Origin of the sequence: Streptomyces qinglanensis (assembly GCF_900111245.1) — a bacterium.
Taxonomy (GTDB): domain Bacteria; phylum Actinomycetota; class Actinomycetes; order Streptomycetales; family Streptomycetaceae; genus Streptomyces; species Streptomyces qinglanensis.
Genome location: NZ_FOGO01000006.1, coordinates 146773 through 163201 on the forward strand (window position 1 = coordinate 146773; position 16429 = coordinate 163201).

Genomic DNA, 16429 nt, shown 5'->3' on the forward strand with positions numbered 1-16429 from the left:
CACCGGCGCCGCCGGCCTGCGGCTCACCGTGCTCGGCGGGGGCGGATTCCGGGTCCCGCTGGTCCACCGCGCGCTGCTGGACGACGCGCAGGACCCCGATGCGGCCGGGCGGTGCACCGAACTCGTCCTCCACGACACCGACCCCGGCCGGCTGCGTGCCATCGGCGCCGTGCTGGCCGAGCAGGCGGCCGGGCATCCGGGGCCGGCACCCGCCGTGCGCACCACGACCGACCTCGACGAGGCCCTGCGCGGCGCCGACTTCGTCTTCAGCGCCATCCGTGTCGGCGGCCTCGCCGGACGGGTGCGGGACGAACAGCACCCGCTGGCCGAAGGGCTGCTGGGCCAGGAGACCGTCGGCGCGGGCGGGGTGCTCTACGGACTGCGCACGGTCCCGGTGGCCACCCGCATCGCCGAACGGGTGGCCGCGCTCGCCCCGCAGGCGTGGGTCATCAACTTCACCAACCCGGCGGGCATGGTCACCGAGGCGATGAGCCGGGTGCTGGGCGACCGCGTCATCGGCATCTGCGACTCCCCCGTCGGGCTCTGCCGCCGCGCCGCGCGGGCCGCCGGTGCCGACCCCGACCGCGCCGACTTCGACTACGTGGGCCTCAACCACCTCGGCTGGCTGCGCCGCATCGTGGTCGACGGCACCGACCGGCTGCCCGCGCTGCTGGAGAACGCCCCGGCGCTGGAGTCGTTCGAGGAGGGCAAGCTCTTCGGCACCGCGTGGCTGCAGGCCCTGGGCGCGCTGCCCAACGAGTACCTGCACTACTACTACCACCACCGGGAGGCCCTCACCGCGATCCGCGCGGCGGACGCCACCCGGGGAGAGTTCCTCGCCCGGCAGCAGGAGAGCTTCTACGCCGAGCTCTCCGGCGGCGGCGAGGGCGCCTTCCGGTCCTGGGAGGAGACGCGCCGCGAACGCGAGGAGACCTACATGGCCGAGAGCCGCGAGGCGTCCGGCGGTTGGCAGCGCGAGAGCTGCGACCTGGACGGCGGCGGCTACGACCGGGTCGCGCTGGCCCTGATGCGGGCCATCGCGCGGAACAGGCGCACCACGCTGATCCTCAACGTCCGCAACCGCGGCGCCGTGCCCGGCCTCGACGCCGACGCCGTGGTCGAGGTGCCGTGCCTGGTCGACTCCGGGGGTGCCCGCCCGCTGGCCACCGGACCGGTCGCCGACGACCAGTTGGGGCTGATGCTCCAGCTCAAGGCCGTCGAACGCGCCACCGTCGAGGCCGCGACCCGCGGCTCGCACCGCGCCGCGCTCCGCGCCCTGGCCCTCCACCCGCTGGTCGACTCCGTGCACGCGGCCGAGCGCGTGCTGGAGACGGCGCGCCCGCTGGAGGCCCGGGAGGACTCCGCGGGGTGAGCGGATCCGGTCCGCGGGGCGGGCGGGGCTGCCCCGCGGACGGGTGAGCCGACAACCCGGCGGCACCCCGGCGGCACCCCGGCATCACCGGTTCGGCCCGTTCCCGGGTCCGCCGCAGTCTCTCCTCTTCTGTTCCACCCACCGAACAGCTCCCGGCCCACTAGGCTCACGGCTCGGGGTCCGGGGGATGTTCAGCCGTCGACACAGAGGAGCAGAAGGTGCGCGGGACAGTCGCGGGAGCGACCTTAGTCATGGTGTGCGCGTTGGTGACGGGCTGTGGCGGGGGCTCGGACGGCGGGGAGGCGGACGGCGGCGGCGCCGCGGCCAAGGGGGAACAGAAGCAGTCGTGGGGCCCGCCGGAGACCCACCAGGTCACCCTGCGGGTGGAGGGCTCGGGCTCCTCGCAGATCGGCTGGGCGGCCGGCGACAGCCACTTCGAGACGGCGACGCTGCCCTGGAAGCACGAGGACCAGGTCACGCTCGAAGGAGCCGAGCTGGAGAACGGCGTGCAGCTCTACGTCACCCCGCAGGCCGTCAAGGGCGCGGACGGCAGTTTCGTCTTCCCGGCCTGCGTCCTGGAGGTCGACGGCAAGACCGTCGACAAGAACGCCGGCGGCGAGAGCTCGCAGGGCTGCAAGTACACGCTCAAGGGCTCCTGAGGGATCCGCCGACCGGCGGCCGACGACCGGGCCGCCGGTCGGCGGGACGCTACCCGGAGCGGGCCGCGCGGCCACCGCCCGAGTGGCAGCGCGCCGCGCGTGCGGTGCCCGAGGGGCGTCCGGCCGCCGCGTGGCGGGAGTGCGCGGGGCAGTGCTGCGCTCGGTGCTTCTTGGCGCGGGCCCGCAGCGCACGGGCACGCGCCTGGTGGTCGACGTCGCTCACGACGGCCAGCAGGCCGCCCACGATGGCGGTGTTCTTGCCGAAGTGGATCCGGTGGGCTGCCCGCTGCCCGGGATCGTCCTGCTCCCAGAACGGGTGCCCGGCCAGGGTCGTGGGCAGCAGCGACCCGGCCAGCGCCAGCGCCGCCGCCCGCGGCACGCGCCCGGTGGCCAGCAGGGCGCCCGCCACCACCTGGACGGCGGCATTCACCCGTACCAGCGTCACGTCGTCGCCCGGCAGCGGAACCTTCTGGCGCAGCCGCTCCAGGAAGGGCGCCGCCAGTTCGGCCGGCGGGTCGGGCCGGCTCAGCGTCCCCACTCCCGCGTTGACGAAGAACACACCGAGAAGCGGGCGGGAGACCAGTTGCAGTGGCGTCATACGGGGTCCTCGGGTGCGCGGGCGGGCCGGAGCAGGTGGCGGCGGTGCCGTCACCGCCATGGCACGCGCCTCCCGGCCGCCCCGCAACCCGGAGCCAGCCGTCCGGTGCACGGCACGCCCGGCCCGGCGGTACCGGGGCGTGCTGCCGCTCACCCGGACGGCGGCGGAGGCGGTGCGGTCCGCCGCGCCGGAGCGGAGGGTGACGTCAACGGGCACCGAGCAGGAGGTCGTGCGGATGAGCGGCGAGTTCGAGGGCAGGGCCGCGCTGGTCACCGGAGCCGCCTCCGGGATCGGGCTGGCCGTGGCCCGCCGGCTCGCGCGGGAGGGCGCCCGGGTGGTCGTCGCGGACCACGACGAGGACGGGGCGCAGCTCGCGGCAGGCGAGTTGGAGACCGCGGGTGCGACCGCCGAGGCGCTGGTCGTCGATGTGACCGACCCGGATTCGGCGCGCGAGGCCGTGCGGTTCACGACCGGGACCTTCGGCGCGCTCGACCTGGTGGTGAACAACGCGGGCGTGGGCGGCCCCTCGATGCCCACCGGCGAGTACGAGATCACCGCCTGGGACCGCGTCATCGCCACCGATCTCAGCGGTGTCTTCTACGGGCTGCGGTACCAGCTTCCGGTCATGGCCGCCGCGGGCCGCGGGGCCGTCGTCAACATGGCCTCCATTCTGGGCACCAACGGCTTCGCGGGCAGCCCCGCCTATGTGGCCGCCAAGCACGGCGTGGTGGGCCTGACCAAGACGGCGGCCCTCGAATACGCCGACAAGGGCGTGCGGATCAACGCCGTCGGCCCCGGCTTCATCGACACGCCGCTGCTGCGCGAGACGGACAACCCGATGCGCGAGCGCCTCGTCTCGCTGCATCCGCAAGGCCGCCTGGGCACCGCGGAGGAGGTCGCGGAGCTGACGGCGTTCCTGCTCTCCGACCGGGCCTCCTTCGTCCAGGGCAGCTACCACCTGGTGGACGGCGGGTACGCGGCGCAGTGACGCCGCCGCCGTGCACCGGCTGCGGCTCCGGGGCCGCAGGCGCGGGGCGCGGCGGGCGGCCGCGGATTCAGTCGGCCGGGGCGAGGGCGGTGCCCTTCCGGGTCCGCCACAGCCAGGCGCCGGCCCCGGAGGCGAGCACCACGACGCAGGCGGAGAAGACCAGCCCCGCGTTCCGCAGCCCCAACCCGGTGCTGAGCGCGCCGACCCCGACGACCGGCAGCGAGATACCCAGATAGGCGACCACGAACAGCGCCGAGATGGTGCCCCCGCGGTGCTCCTCGGGAGCGCGGCCGCTGACCGTCGCCATGGCCGACCGGAACGCCAGTCCCTGTCCGATCCCCCCGGTCACCGCACCGGTCACCAGCAGCGCCAGCGAACCGAGCACCAGTGAGAGACCCACCTGCACCATGCCGACGACCAGCCCCAGACAGCCCAGCGGCAGCGCCACCGGGGCGCCGGTCCGAGCGGAGGCCGCCTGTCCCAGGAGCGAGGCGCAGAAGACCGAGAAGACGACCGCGCCGGAGACCGCCAGGTTGTCGATGTGCAGGGTTCCGCTCATGAAGCCCGGCGAGACGGCGGTGAACAGCCCGAAGACGGCGAACCCCGTGAAGCAGGCCAGCGCCGCCGGGACGAACACCGGCCGCACCTGGCGCGGCACCTCCATCCCGCGCGGCCGCAGCCGGGGCCGCGGGCGGGGCGGGCGCGCGGTCTCCGGCAGCGCCAGCGTCAGGGCGCCCGCGGCGCCGAGCAGCACCAGGTGGGTGGCGAACGGCAGGGTCAGCGGGCGCGGCGCGTACTGCGCGAGCACTCCCGCCAGCAGCGGTCCGCAGCCGAGCCCTCCCATGTTCGCGGCGGTCGCGGCGAAGCCCCGGCTGCCGCCGGGCGCCAACTCGAGGACGGCCGCGGTCGCGGCGCCGGAGAGGAGTCCGGCGGCGAATCCGGACAGCAGCCGCCCGCAGAACAGCAGCGGCAGCCCGCCCTCCGACAGGAAGCATCCGGCGCTGGCCGCCGAGAGGAGCAGCGCGGCCAGCAGCACCGGCCGCCGGCCCAGCTTGTCCGAGTAGTCGCCGGCCACCAGCAGCGCGGCGATCACACCCACCGCGTAGACGGCGAAGACGACCGTCACCATCAGTTCGCCGAATCCCAGCTCCTGCCGGTAGAGGCCGTAGAGCGGGGTCGGCAGCGTGGTGCCGGCCATGCCGACGGCGAAGACGAAGGCCGCCGCCGCGTACCGCAGCGGGCCGCGCCCGGCGGTGGCGTCCCCGGCGGGGTCCCCGGCCGAGGCGGGATGCGCGGCACCGGCCGACCGGCGGGAGCGCACTCCCCAACGCTCCCGGGAGCCGCTACCCGGCCCAGGTGTAGCGGACCACACCCGCGATCCTGCCGTGCCCGGACAGCACGTCCTCGGCCACGAAGACCACATCGGCCTCGGTGTCCAGCGCCGCCTCCACCGTCTCGTCCACGATGTCGTCGCGCACCTCCCCGGACGCGTCGCTCACCGCGTCGTCGGCGACCGACGCCAGATGACCACCGGTCAGCCGGACCTTCTGGCGGTAGGACTCCTCGACCGCCAGCAGCGCGAGCCGGCCCTCCCGCGCGGCGCGCCACACCTCGTCGATTCCCGAGACGAACTCCTTGCGGCCCCTGGCGTCGTCGAGGCGGCGCAGCGCGGCATCGGCCCGGGTGCGCAGCAGTTCGGCGCGCGCGGGCGCGATCGCCTCCTGGACGACCGGGGCGCGCGCATTGGCGAGTCCGCCCTTGGGCACGGTGGCCAGCGCGCCGCGTGTCGTATGCGCGCCGACATCGGCCAGCGCGGTCAGCCCGTGCTGCAAACCGGCCACCAGCAGCGGCCTGGGTTCGACCTCCAGCACCTTGGCGAGGTCGGCGTCCACGTCCCGCAGGTGCTGGAGCGCCGCCTCGTCCCGGTAGCCGGAGGTGACGTCGCCGGTGCGGGAGGCCCGCTCGCGTTCGGAGAGGTCGGTCTCGTGCGCCACCGGGAATCCGAACCGGTGCTCCTCGGTGAGCTGCTCGCCCGCGCCGCTCCACAGCCTGGCCCGCTCCTCGTCGAAGGTGAGCACCCAGTAGGGCCGGTTCTGGGCCCGGGCGGCGACGAGGTTGCGGGTGAGGAACGTGTGGTTGACGACGATGCGTTCGGTCCCGGCACGCCGGGTCAGATGCCAGAACTGGTGCTCGCCCTGGGCCGCGAAGACGACCAGGGTGTCCAGCGTGTACACCAGGTCCAGTTCGTTCTCGGCCTGTTCGAGCTGCTTGAGCACGTCGGCCCGCACCGACGCCGGCACCTGCGGGTCCGCGGAGAGCCGCCGCCCGGCCTCCGCGATGAGGTTGCGCAGCCGTACCGGGTCCTGCAGCTTGTCCGGCTTGGTGCGGTGGGTGGGCAGCACCAGGGTGACCGCCGGGTAGGGGCGCGGCTTCCGCAGTTCGGCGAGGACCTCGTCGGTCAGGTCGTTGGTGCGCATCCGTACCTCGTTCCGAAAGGGGAGGACGACCGCTCTCCAGCATCACGCGCGGCCCCCGGCTCCGCACGTCGGGGCCGGGGCCGCGCGTGCCCGCGGGCGGCCGGGCGGCGGAGGCCGGGGCGGGCGCGGCACGGGCGGGATGCCGGGGCCGGGGCGCGGACGTAGCCTGGAGAGGGCCCCCTGTACGCGGGGGAAGGAGCGGCTTGTGAAGTCAGATACCCACCCCGACTACCGCGAGGTGGTCTTCCGCGACCGGTCGGCCGGATACGCGTTCCTGACGCGCTCCACGGCCGCCAGCGACACCGTGATCGAGTGGGACGACGGACGCACCTACCCGGTCGTCGACGTGGAGATCTCCTCCGAGAGCCATCCGTTCCACACCGGAAAGGCGCGTGTCGTGGACTCCGAGGGACAGATCGCCAAATTCCGTCAGCGCTACGAGGGGACGACGCCGGACGAGATCCTGCACTCCGCCCCCGAGAGCGACCCCACGCCCGAGGACCTGGTCCTCGCCTCCGGCCGCGACCTGTCGGAGGAGAACCTCCAGTGGGCCCGCGAGCGCATCGCGGCCGAGGGCCGGGCCGCCATGGAGCGCCGCCTGCCCTGACGACGCGGGCCGCCGGCCGCTCCGGCGGGTGCTGCCGGAGCGGCGTGACGACGCGGGCGGCCCACACGCCACGGGCCGGAGCCCGACCCCGGCGGGTGCCCGGGCGCCGGGGCGGCCGGCCCCGGCGCGGGTGGGGTGCTCAGTCGGCGACGGTGAACCGCTCCCGCACGTGCCGCGGGTTCTCGATCTCGTCGAGGACGGCGACGGCGTAGTCCTCCATCGAGATACGGCTGACCCCGTTGGCGTCCACGACCAGGTCCTCCTTGCCGGTGCGGTACGTTCCCGAACGCTCTCCCGGCTCGATGGTGGCGGCGGGGCTGATGTTGGTCCAGCGCACGTCCTGGACGCCGCGCAGATAGCCGAGGGCGTCCCCGTGCGCGTGCATGATCTGCAGGATCGCCTCCGGGAGTCCCTCGGCGTCCCACACCTGGGAGCCGTCCGGCGTGCGCAGCGAGCCGGCGCCGCCGACGAAGACCAGCGGCGGCGCCCCGGCACCGAGCGCGCGCACCCCGGCGACGAGCGACTCGGCGGCCGGTTCGATGGTGGCCAGATGCCCCGGGCCGTCCTTGCCGCCGACCGCGCTGACGACGACGTCCGCGTTCCCGGCGACCGCCGCGACGGACTCGGCGGAGAGGACGTCGCCGGTGACGACCGTGACGGCCTCGCCGGAGGCGACGAACGCGCCGGGGTCCCGCACGACCGCGAGGACCTGGTGGCCGCGGTCGAGCGCCTCGCGCACGATCCTGCTGCCGATGTTGCCGTTGGCCCCGAAGACGGCGATTCTCGCCATGGTGGTACTCCTGTAGCGCTGTGCGGATGAGGGATGCGGGCACCGGACGGTGGCACCTGCCGCCACCGTTCCCGCCTCGTCCCCCCGCCAGGGGGACGACACCTCGAAGCTAACCGGGCACCGGCCGCCCCGCGAGGTAAGGTCACGACCAGCCATGGTGAGAACCGGACACGGGAGAACCGGACACGCGGCCGCATCCGCCTCCGCCGCGATCCCCGAGCTGCCGTACGCCCCGCCGCCCGGTGTGGCGGCCGCGGGCCTCGAAGTGCTGACGCTGTCCGCACTGCGCGCCCGCGCCGCCCGCGGGGGCCAGCGGCTGGCCGATCCGCAGCGGCCCGACTTCCACCAGCTCTTCGCCGTGGAGTCGGGGACGCTGCGGCAGTCCGTCGACTTCACCGAGCACGCCACCGGGCCAGGCGGCTGGCTGTGGGTGCGGCCGGGACAGGTGCAGCAGTACACCGACCCGCATGGCGCCGAGGGCACGCTGGTCCTCTTCCGGCCCGCCTTCCCCGATCCGGCGACGGCGGCAGCCGTGGGTCTGGACGAGGCGTCGGACGCGGTCGTGCGGCAGCCCCGCGACGAGAACGCCCGCGCGCTCCGGTTCGCTCTCGACCACCTGCGGTTCGAGTTCGCCGCGGAGTGGCACCCACCCGCGCGGGGGACGCACGAGGACGTGCTGCGGCACCTGCTGGCGGTGCTGCTGCGACGGCTCGTGAGCACACCCGGCGCGCCCGGCACCGAGGCGGCCGCACCTCCGGACGCCTTCCGCCGCTTCCGGGCCGCCGTCGAGGCCGACTTCGCGCGCACCCGCCGCGTCGCCGACTACGCCGGCGCCCTCGGCTACTCCCCCCGCACGCTCTCCCGCGCCAGCCGTGCGGCGGTCGGGCTGGGTGCCAAGGAGTTCGTGGACCGCCGCGTCGTGCTGGAGGCCAAGCGCCTCCTGGCGCACACCGACCGCTCCGCCGCCCGGATCGGGACCGCCCTCGGCTTCGCCGACGCCACCAATTTCGCCAAGTTCTTCCACCAGCGCACCGGCAGCACCCCGGGCGCCTTCCGCGCCTCGGTGCGGAGCTGACCGCTACGGCAGCTCCAGATCCGCCACCAGGCGGATGTCGGCCGCGCTGCGGCCCGCGGCGAAGCGGTGCGGGCCCGGGCACGGCCGCCAGCCCGGGAGCGCGTCGTCCCAGGTCCGCACGGCACGCTGCGGCACCTCCAGCCGCGCCTGCACCGAGTCGCCTGCCGCGGCCTCCACGACGGCGAAGGCGGCCAGCGAACGCTCCGCGCCCTCGGGGCCGAGATAGAGCTGGACGACCTCGCGGCCCGGCCGGTGCCCGCTGTTGCGCACCCGCACGGCGACCCGGGCGACCGGCGCGTAGGGGTCGTCGGCGCCGGGGGCCTGGACGGTGATGTTCATCGACTCGTACTCCCACCGGGTGTAGCCCAGGCCGTGCCCGAACCAGTAGGCGGGCTCGGCACCGGCCGCACGCCAGGCGCGGTAGCCGATGCGCGGGCCCTCGGCGTACGGCAGCCGGCCGTCGCCGTCGGGTGCCACCTGGCGCACCGGCAGGTCGTCGGCCGCGTCCGGCCAGGTGGTCGGCAGCCTCCCGCCCGGCTCGGCAGCGCCCAGCAGCACCTCGGCGAGCGCCTCGCCACCCGCCTCGCCGGGGAACCAGCACAGCAGCACGGCGGCGACCTCCTCCCGCCACGGCATCAGCACCGGGGCACCGGCGTTGACCACCACGACGGTGCGCGGATTGGCCGCGGCGACGCTCCTGACCAGGTCGTCCTGACGGCCCGGCAGGGCGAGCGTGTCCCGGTCGACGCCCTCGGTCTCGGACTCGTCCGTGGTGCCGACACAGACCACCGCGCAGTCCGCCTCGGCCGCCGCGCGGGCCGCCCGCTCGATCAGCACCTGCTCGGAGACGGCAGGCGCGGCGTAGCCGAGTTCGAAGGAGATCAGGCCGAAGAGCCCGCCGACCCCGTAGGCGGGCACCGTGTGCAGGAGGCGTACCGGCAGCGGCGTACCGGCTTCGGCGTCCAGCAGGAAGGTGCGCTGCGGCGGGTTGAGGAACGCGGCGGCCGGGTCCTCGCTCTCGGCCTGCAGCTCGGCGTCGTAGAGCACCCGCTCCCCGGCCTCCAGGCGGAAGTGCCCGACGCCGCGCACGGCGAGCCGGTGGGTGCCGCTGCCGGTCGGGGTGAAGGTGCCGACCAGCTCGACCCGGCCCAGATCGGCGAACGGGACCCCGCCGGGCAGGCTTCCCATCCACCGCACGCTGCCGTCCCGCTGCGCCACGCGGCCCAGCTCGGCGTCGTCCAGCCCGTGCAGGACAGCGGTCAGCCGGAAGCCGTCGTCGCCGGTCGCGGGGGCCAGCCGGGAGCGCGGGTCGGGTCCCGGCTCGTAGGACACCTCCGTCCCGGAGGGGACCAGGGCGCGCAGCGCCTCCAGCGGACTGCTGACCCGCTCGGGGAAGACCTGGGAGCTGCCGCCGCCACCGAACCGGGGCGCACGGGCGTGCAGCCCGCTGACGGCGATCCGGCGCACACTGCCGCCGGTGCGCTCCACGGGGTCCAGCGGCAGCGCGGCAGTGCGGGCCCCGGCCGCCCCGTCCGGCCCGGTGGGCTCGTTGCGCAGCAGGACGCAGGACCGTGCGGCGAGGTCCCGGGCGACGGCCGGGCCGTCGAGCGCCGCCGGCAGCGCGGCGGGCGGCACGGCAGGCGGGGCGCCGTCCAGGACTCCGACGCGGGCGGCGAGCAGCAGGACCCGGCGGGCGAGCGCGTCCACCGCTTCCTCCGGCACCCGGCCCCGCCGGACGGCGGCGACCAGGTGCTCGCCGTAGACGGTGTCGGGGCCGGGCATGGCCAGATCGAGGCCGCCGCGTACGCAGCCGAGGGTGGAGCGGGCACCGGTCCAGTCCGAGACCAGCGCCCCGTCGAAGCCCCACTCGCCGCGCAGCACCTGGTTGTTGAGCACGTCGTGCTCGCTCATCGTCACCCCGTTGACGCTGTTGTACGCCGCCATCAGCAGCCAGGGACCGGCGGTGCGCACGATGTGCTCGAAGGGTTCGAGATAGAGCTCGCGCAGGGTGCGTGCGTCGGCCCGGACATCGACGGTGTAGCGGTCGGTCTCCGCGTCGTTGGCGACGTAGTGCTTGGGGGTGGCGGCGACGCCGCCCTCCTGCAGTCCCGCGACGAGCGCGGCCCCCAGGGCGCCCGTCAGCCGGGGGTCCTCCGCGTACGCCTCGAAATGCCGCCCGCTGTAGGGGGTGCGGTGCAGGTTGACGGTCGGCGCCAGCACGGCGTGTGCGCCCTTGCGGCGAGCCTCCTGGGCCAGCAGCAGTCCGGCGGTACGGGCCGCCGCGGTGTCCCAGGTGGCGCCGATCGCGGTGGGGCACGGCAGGGCGGTGCTGGGGTCCTCGGGGGTCCAGCTCTCCCCCCGCACCCCCGCGGGGCCGTCCGAGAGGACGAGTCGGCCGAACCCGGCCGCGGAGGGGCCGCCGTACGGGCCGACCGACCACATGTCCGTCCCGGCGAGCAGGGCCACCTTGCCCGGCAGGTCCAGTCCGGCCAGCACGGCCTCGACCCGATCTGCCCGCTCCCCCGCCGCCGGACACCCGCCTTCGACGGGGTGCGCGACGGGTCCGCGGTCGGCGGAATTCCGGGAGCTGTCGTCCATCTACGACTCACACCGCCCATATCGCTCTTTGCCGATCGCCGGATGCGGCCAGCTTCTCAGATCGGGCGGCGCGCGGACGCGGGAATCCGGGGGAAGTCATCACGATGCAGGACGGCCGCCAGTCGCCCGCAGTCCGCGGCATGCGCTCGGGACCGCACCGGAGCGACAACGGAATTCATGAAGAAATCGCAGTTCACAGCGGTGTTATCGGTATTGACAACGGTCACCGGTGCAGTCTTTGCAGCCACGCGACGCAGTGGGTTTCACTGCTGTGGACCCGGGAGCGCAGGGGCGTCGGCCGACGGTGCCGACAGCACGGCCGCGGGTCGCCGAGGGCAGCGATGGGGAGGACCGACGTGGGCGCGAGAGACGAGCACGGACACCGGAAGCCCGGCCACGGCCGCGGGCACGAGGACGGGCACGAACACGGGCACGGCCACGGGCCGGATCACGGCCACGCGGGGCACACGCACGGCGTCTCGGCCGGGGCCGACCGGCGCTGGCTGTCGGCGGCGCTGGCGCTGATCACCGTCTTCATCGTCGTCGAGACGGCCGTCGCGGTGCTGGCGGGCTCGCTGGCCCTGCTGTCGGACGCGGCGCACATGCTGACCGACGCGTTCTCGATCGTGCTGGCGCTGGTGGCGATGCGGCTGTCGGCACGGCCCGCCCGCGGTGGCTTCACCTTCGGGCTCAAGCGCGCCGAGATCCTCTCGGCCCACGCGAACGGGCTGACGCTGATTCTGGCCGCCCTCTGGCTGGGCTACGAGGCCGTACGCAGGCTGATCGATCCGCCCGAGGTGACGGGCTGGATGGTGCTGAGCACGGCACTGGTGGGCATCGCGGTCAACCTGCTGGCCACCTGGTGCCTGTCCCGGGCGAACCGCTCCTCGCTCAACATCGAGGGCGCCTACCAGCACATCCTCAACGACCTGTTCGCCTTCATCGGCACAGCGGTGGCCGGTCTCATCGTCCTGACCACCGGGTTCGCACGAGCCGACGCCCTGGCCACGCTACTGGTCAGCGGCTTGATGCTGAAGGCGGGCTGGGGGCTGCTGCGCGACTCCGGCCGCATCTTCCTCGAAGCCGCACCGGTCGGGCTCGACCCGGACGAGGTCGGCGCCGAACTGGCCGCGACCGACGCGGTCACCGAGGTGCACGACCTGCACATCTGGACGATCACCTCGGGCGAGCCCGCGCTCTCGGCCCACGTCCTGGTGGAGCCGGGCGGCGACTGCCACCGCGTCCGCCGCGCCCTGGACCGGATGCTGGCCGAGCGGCACGGACTGACCCACACCACGCTGCAGATCGACCACGCGGACCGGTCGGCCGAAGACGACGGCCGCGCCCCGGCGGGGTCCGCGGCAGGCCACTGCGAGACCCCGCACGGCCCGGTGCACCTCGGCTGAGGCACCGCGGCACCGGGAAGGGCCGTTCGGCCCTGCCGGGCAGCGCCGGGGCAGGGCACTCTGAAGGAAGACCCGGGCGTCGCCCCGTCGGACGCCCGGGCCGTACCACCGCTGAGCAGCCGCCCGCGGCCTGTGGGGGGCCCGCGGGCGGCATCAGCGTGCCAGGGTCCCGTGCCTCCGAACTGCCCTCGCGGGGCGGCGCGGAGGCACGGGGCCACACCCGGAAGTGCTCCGGTCGGCGGAGCTCCCACGCTCTCCCGTGGCAGTCCTCGCCTCAGCCGCCCTCCCCGCTTCCGCACGGAGCGTCGCTGCCGGTGGGAGTCGGCGTGGGGGACGGCGACGGGGAGTTCGCCGGACCGGGCGTCGGCGATCCGGAGTCCTGTGGGCAGCCCGGGGACTCGCCGGAACCGCCTCCCGGCGTCCCGGAGTCGTCCGGATCGGGGGAGCCGGTGGGGCGGGGGCTCGGGCTGCCGCCGGGCTCCGCACCGCCACCGCCACCGCCCGCGGTGCCCCCGGATCCGGGGGTCCTGCCGCCCGACGTGGCGCCCCCGCCCTCGTCCTTCCCCTTTCCCTTGTCGTTCTTCCTTCCCTTGTCGTTCTTGCCGCTCTTGTCTCCCGCCGTGCCCGCGCCGCCCGCGCCCGGACTGGCCGGCAGCACGCCCTCGCCGTCCGGCACGGCGTGGGTGCCCTTGCGGTAGAAGTCGAACCAGGCGAGGACGGTGCGCAGATAGGCGCCCGAGTGGTTGTAGCTCAGGATCGCCGCGCGCAGTTGGGCGGAGCTGGTCAGGTCCCGGTCACCGGCGCACAGATAGCGGCCCGCGGCCAGCGCCGCGTCGTGGATGTTGTGCGGGTCCTTCCTGCCGTCGCCGTTGCCGTCCGCACCCCAGCTCCGCCAGGTCCCGGGGATGAACTGCATGGGGCCGACCGCCCGGTCGAACCGCGTGTCGCCGTCCCAGACGCCGCCGTCGGTGTCCGTGATGCGGGCGAACCCGGCCCCGTCCAGGACCGGGCCCAGGATCGGCTTGCGGGTGGTGCCGTCGGACCGCAGATCGCCGCCCCGCGCCTGCCCGGACTCCACCTTCCCCAGCGCCGCCAGCAGTTCCCAGCGCAGCCCGCATCCGGGGTCCTGGGAGCGCAGCCGCTGCTCGGCGTTCCGGTAGGCGCGCAGCACGGTCGCCGGTATGCCGGACTCGGCCGCGGCCCTGGCCCGCAGGCCGGGCGTGCGGGCGGACCGGATGCCGTCGGAGCCCGCCAGGGGCGGGAGTTCCACATGGTAGGAGCCGTCGTCGGCGGCACCCTCCGGATACGGGGTGCCCGTGCGCACCGGCTTCCACGGTTCCCTGGCTTGCGGGGGGCCGACCGCGCCGGGCGCCTGTGAGGCCGTCAGCGCGGCGACGGCCAGCGCGGCGAGCGCGGTACCGGCCGCGCGTCGGCGCAGCCGGACGCGCCGGCCGCCGCCGGGGCGGGCCGCAGCACCCCGGGCGACGGCGGCGGTGTGGCTGCCGCCCCGGCGGGCGCGGGTTCCCTCCTGCTGCATCATCTGCTCGCTCTCCTCCCGGTGCGTGTCGCCGTTGCGGGGCGGGGCGGTCCGGGCCGGGCCCGGAGCCGGTCAGTCGAGGGTGTCGATGGCGGTGATCCGCCACGCGCCGTCCTCGCGCACGGCGTTGACGGCGAGCATGGCGCCCGCGTAGGTGGCGTTTCCGTCCTCGGCCTGGGACTCGTCCTCGGATTCGCCCTTGGATTCGTCCTCGGATTCGCCGTCGGATTCGCCGTCGGAGCCGGACTTCCCGGAGCCGGACTGCTTCGGCGCGGTCCCCGCGGTGCGGGCGCTGTGCTGGTCGGCGAAGAGGAGCACCCTGGCGCGGTCGCCCTCCAGTTCGGTGACGGCGCTGTCGGTGACCGTCGTCGTCAGGACCAGCTTCTGCGCCCGGTCCTGCGCCCGGACGCGGGCGAGGAGCGCGCGGTGCTGTTCGACAGCACGCCCGGTCAGCAGCCGGTCGGCCGCGCGCTCGTTCTGCTCGGGATGCGCGTGGTCGTAGGAGAAGAGTGCGTTGACCGCGCTGGTGACCTCGCCCTTGACCTCGCTGGTGCGGGCCGCGTCGGCGAGGGCTGCGTTGTGGGCCGAGGCGGTGTTCCGCAGTTCTCGGGCCTCGGTCGCCGCCCAGCCCGCGAAGCCGCCGAAAGCGAGCGTCAACACCGCGCAGACAGCCGGAAGCCCACGGGGAGCCCTGGCGAGCCGCGGGAGCACCGCGCCGCGGAACCGCCCGCGCGGGGTGCCCTTCCCCTCCGCGCTGTCGGAGGCGGCCGCGGCACCCGACGGTCCGGTCCGCGGTCCGCGCGCGGGCCGGACGGAGGCGCGGGCGGCGGAACCGCTCCCGGCCCCGGCACCGCCCGGCTTCCGGCCGGACCTCGCAGCGGTCCGCACGCGGGTCGTGGCACCGACCCCGGCGCCGGGCTGGTCGCCGCCGGTGCCGCGGTCCGGCGCGGCCGTCGTTCCGGTCCGCCCGGCGGCAGCGGAGCCGGAGCGCTCCGGCTCGGGGCGCGGCCGGGCCCCGAGCCGGCGCCGGCGGTTGACGAGGTGGCGGGTGGTCGACATGGGTTTCCTCCGGCTCTGGGTCAGTCGCGCTCGTCCGGCTCGGCGGCGGTGTAGCCGACCGGCACCTGTTCGAGGGCGCTGAGCTTCCACCCCTCGCCGGTGCGGGTGAGTTCGCCCCGCATCCGGGTCTGCTTGGTGGCGGGCTTCTCGTCGGGGGCCTTGACCGTGGTGCGGACGGCGATGAGCATTCCGGCCCGGCCCGCGCGCTCGTCCAGCTCCGCCACGGCGCTGGAGAGGATGCGGGCCGAGGTGACGGTCCTGGCCTCGCGGATCTGCTTCTCGAACTCCTCGCGGCCCTTCTTGAGCTGGCCGCGCAGCGCGCCGGTGGTCGACCGCTCCCAGGAGTCCAGCCCGCTCTCCAGCTTGCGGTGATCGAGCGTGTTGAGGTTCTGCACCGCCTGTTCGCCCGCCGCGCGCACCTCGTCGCGCGTGGCGGCGTAGTCGAGCGTGTCGTCGTGCGCGGCGCTGTACCAGGAGAAGCCCGTCCAGGCCGCGCAGCACAGCGCCGCCACCAGCAGGCCCACTGCCGCCACCCGCACCGGCCCGCCCGCCGGGGACCACCGGGTGCGCCGACCCTCCCTCTCCGCCCGTGTCGCCTCTGCCACGTCCCGCCTCTCTTCCCTCTTCCCGTGTCCCTGCTGCCGCGGGCCTCCGCGGCTTCGCTGCCCGGTCTCAGCGCGCCGTGATGCCGACGATCCGCCAGTCGCCGTGCTGCCGCCGGGCCGTGACGGAGAGCTGGGCGCCGGCGTGCGCCGGGTCGCGGCCCGCGCGGTGCGTGGTCTGGTCGAGGAAGACGAGGAGGTGGGCGCGGTCACCGTGCAGCCGGGTCACCCCCACGCTCACCACCCGGGTGGCAAGGGTCAGCTTCTGCTTTCCCGCGCGCTTTCTGACCTGGCCGAACAGCGACTCGTACTGCCGCGCCGCCTTCCCCGCCAGCACCTCGTCGGCCGCCTTCTCCGTTCCCGGCAGGCCCTCGGGGGTGTAGGAGAAGATCCGTGCCAGTGCGTCCTGGACCTCTCCGGAGACCCTGCTGGTCGCCGCCTGGTCGGTGAGGGCCGCGTTCCGCGCTGCCGGACCGCCCGTCAGCCCGGCCGCCCGCACCAGGAATCCGGTCCCTGCGGTGAGTGCCGCCACGAACGCCACCAGCGCGCACCAGCGGGCCCGGCGCCGGGTCAGCAGGTCCGGCAGCCAGGCGGCTGCCCTGCGTGCGGGCGTCCGGCGTCCGGCACCGGCGCTCTCCTCCGTTCCACGTCTCCGGCGCAC

At 75.3% G+C, this 16429-nt stretch carries 14 protein-coding genes and 1 pseudogene; 6 read left to right on the forward strand and 9 right to left on the reverse strand.

Annotation, left to right across the window (positions count from 1 at the left end; genetic code table 11):
• The first annotated feature begins 16 nt into the window (after positions 1 to 16).
• Positions 17 to 1372, forward strand: coding sequence for a 6-phospho-beta-glucosidase (locus tag BMX65_RS14985; protein ID WP_455569778.1), 1356 nt, complete (start codon positions 17 to 19; stop codon positions 1370 to 1372).
• Positions 1373 to 1635: 263 nt separating this feature from the next.
• Complete coding sequence (locus tag BMX65_RS14990; protein WP_143081847.1) at positions 1636 to 2031, forward strand: hypothetical protein; 396 nt, start codon at positions 1636 to 1638, stop codon at positions 2029 to 2031.
• Between the two features lie 49 nt (positions 2032 to 2080).
• Here the strand turns inward: BMX65_RS14990 and BMX65_RS14995 are convergent, their stop codons facing one another.
• Positions 2081 to 2629: a DoxX family protein gene (locus BMX65_RS14995; protein ID WP_075000773.1), complete on the reverse strand. Its 549-nt coding sequence runs from the start codon at positions 2627 to 2629 to the stop codon at positions 2081 to 2083.
• A 235-nt stretch (positions 2630 to 2864) separates the two neighbouring features.
• On the opposite strand from BMX65_RS14995, the gene BMX65_RS15000 reads away from it, so the two are divergent.
• Positions 2865 to 3617, forward strand: a complete 753-nt coding sequence (locus BMX65_RS15000) for an SDR family NAD(P)-dependent oxidoreductase (RefSeq protein WP_075000934.1) — start codon at positions 2865 to 2867, stop codon at positions 3615 to 3617.
• A 67-nt stretch (positions 3618 to 3684) separates the two neighbouring features.
• Here the strand turns inward: BMX65_RS15000 and BMX65_RS15005 are convergent, their stop codons facing one another.
• Together BMX65_RS15005 and BMX65_RS15010 are read right to left on the reverse strand one after the other, a co-directional pair.
• Complete coding sequence (locus BMX65_RS15005; RefSeq protein ID WP_275435132.1) at positions 3685 to 4989, reverse strand: MFS transporter; 1305 nt, start codon at positions 4987 to 4989, stop codon at positions 3685 to 3687.
• A complete protein-coding gene (locus BMX65_RS15010; protein WP_075000774.1) occupies positions 4961 to 6094 on the reverse strand; it encodes a baeRF3 domain-containing protein in 1134 nt (377 codons plus the stop codon). The genes BMX65_RS15005 and BMX65_RS15010 overlap by 29 nt, the downstream gene beginning before the upstream one ends.
• Before the next feature lie 205 nt (positions 6095 to 6299).
• Here BMX65_RS15010 and BMX65_RS33545 point away from each other — a divergent pair.
• Positions 6300 to 6542 (forward strand): annotated as a pseudogene (locus BMX65_RS33545) (type B 50S ribosomal protein L31); the annotation flags it as partial.
• A gap of 298 nt (positions 6543 to 6840) precedes the next feature.
• Here the strand turns inward: BMX65_RS33545 and BMX65_RS15020 are convergent.
• Positions 6841 to 7491 carry an NAD(P)-dependent oxidoreductase gene (locus tag BMX65_RS15020; RefSeq protein ID WP_075000776.1) on the reverse strand — a complete coding sequence of 217 codons (651 nt, stop codon included), beginning with the start codon at positions 7489 to 7491 and terminating at the stop codon, positions 6841 to 6843.
• A 154-nt stretch (positions 7492 to 7645) separates the two neighbouring features.
• Between BMX65_RS15020 and BMX65_RS15025 the strand changes: the two genes are divergently transcribed.
• Complete coding sequence (locus BMX65_RS15025) at positions 7646 to 8566, forward strand: helix-turn-helix domain-containing protein (RefSeq protein ID WP_075000777.1); 921 nt, start codon at positions 7646 to 7648, stop codon at positions 8564 to 8566.
• A gap of 3 nt (positions 8567 to 8569) precedes the next feature.
• On the opposite strand, the gene BMX65_RS15030 is transcribed toward BMX65_RS15025, so the two are convergent.
• A complete protein-coding gene (locus BMX65_RS15030; RefSeq protein WP_075000778.1) occupies positions 8570 to 11164 on the reverse strand; it encodes a glycoside hydrolase family 3 protein in 2595 nt (864 codons plus the stop codon).
• A 356-nt stretch (positions 11165 to 11520) separates the two neighbouring features.
• Here BMX65_RS15030 and BMX65_RS15035 point away from each other — a divergent pair, with 356 nt between their 5' ends.
• Positions 11521 to 12570, forward strand: a complete 1050-nt coding sequence (locus BMX65_RS15035) for a cation diffusion facilitator family transporter (RefSeq protein WP_107437491.1) — start codon at positions 11521 to 11523, stop codon at positions 12568 to 12570.
• Between the two features lie 274 nt (positions 12571 to 12844).
• Here the strand turns inward: BMX65_RS15035 and BMX65_RS15040 are convergent, their stop codons facing one another.
• From BMX65_RS15040 to BMX65_RS15055, 4 genes are all read right to left on the reverse strand, one after another.
• Entirely contained in the window at positions 12845 to 14110 is a 1266-nt protein-coding gene (locus BMX65_RS15040) for a lytic transglycosylase domain-containing protein (protein ID WP_075000780.1), read from the reverse strand.
• A gap of 69 nt (positions 14111 to 14179) precedes the next feature.
• Positions 14180 to 15166 (reverse strand): hypothetical protein, encoded by a 987-nt coding sequence (locus BMX65_RS15045; RefSeq protein WP_075000781.1) that lies wholly within the window; start codon positions 15164 to 15166, stop codon positions 14180 to 14182.
• A 20-nt stretch (positions 15167 to 15186) separates the two neighbouring features.
• Positions 15187 to 15771, reverse strand: coding sequence for a hypothetical protein (locus BMX65_RS15050; RefSeq protein WP_177214273.1), 585 nt, complete (start codon positions 15769 to 15771; stop codon positions 15187 to 15189).
• A 67-nt stretch (positions 15772 to 15838) separates the two neighbouring features.
• Entirely contained in the window at positions 15839 to 16429 is a 591-nt protein-coding gene (locus BMX65_RS15055; RefSeq protein WP_239501984.1) for a hypothetical protein, read from the reverse strand.

What these genes read in the sequence shown, in the direction of transcription:
- BMX65_RS15010 (WP_075000774.1), bottom strand. Translation starts at nt 6,094, where the DNA reads ATGCGCACCAACGACCTGACCGACGAGGTCCTCGCCGAACTGCGGAAG.
- BMX65_RS15000 (WP_075000934.1), top strand. Translation starts at nt 2,865, where the DNA reads ATGAGCGGCGAGTTCGAGGGCAGGGCCGCGCTGGTCACCGGAGCCGCC.
- BMX65_RS15020 (WP_075000776.1), bottom strand. Translation starts at nt 7,491, where the DNA reads ATGGCGAGAATCGCCGTCTTCGGGGCCAACGGCAACATCGGCAGCAGG.
- BMX65_RS15045 (WP_075000781.1), bottom strand. Translation starts at nt 15,166, where the DNA reads ATGTCGACCACCCGCCACCTCGTCAACCGCCGGCGCCGGCTCGGGGCC.
- BMX65_RS14995 (WP_075000773.1), bottom strand. Translation starts at nt 2,629, where the DNA reads ATGACGCCACTGCAACTGGTCTCCCGCCCGCTTCTCGGTGTGTTCTTC.
- BMX65_RS15025 (WP_075000777.1), top strand. Translation starts at nt 7,646, where the DNA reads ATGGTGAGAACCGGACACGGGAGAACCGGACACGCGGCCGCATCCGCC.
- BMX65_RS15040 (WP_075000780.1), bottom strand. Translation starts at nt 14,110, where the DNA reads ATGATGCAGCAGGAGGGAACCCGCGCCCGCCGGGGCGGCAGCCACACC.
- BMX65_RS15030 (WP_075000778.1), bottom strand. Translation starts at nt 11,164, where the DNA reads ATGGACGACAGCTCCCGGAATTCCGCCGACCGCGGACCCGTCGCGCAC.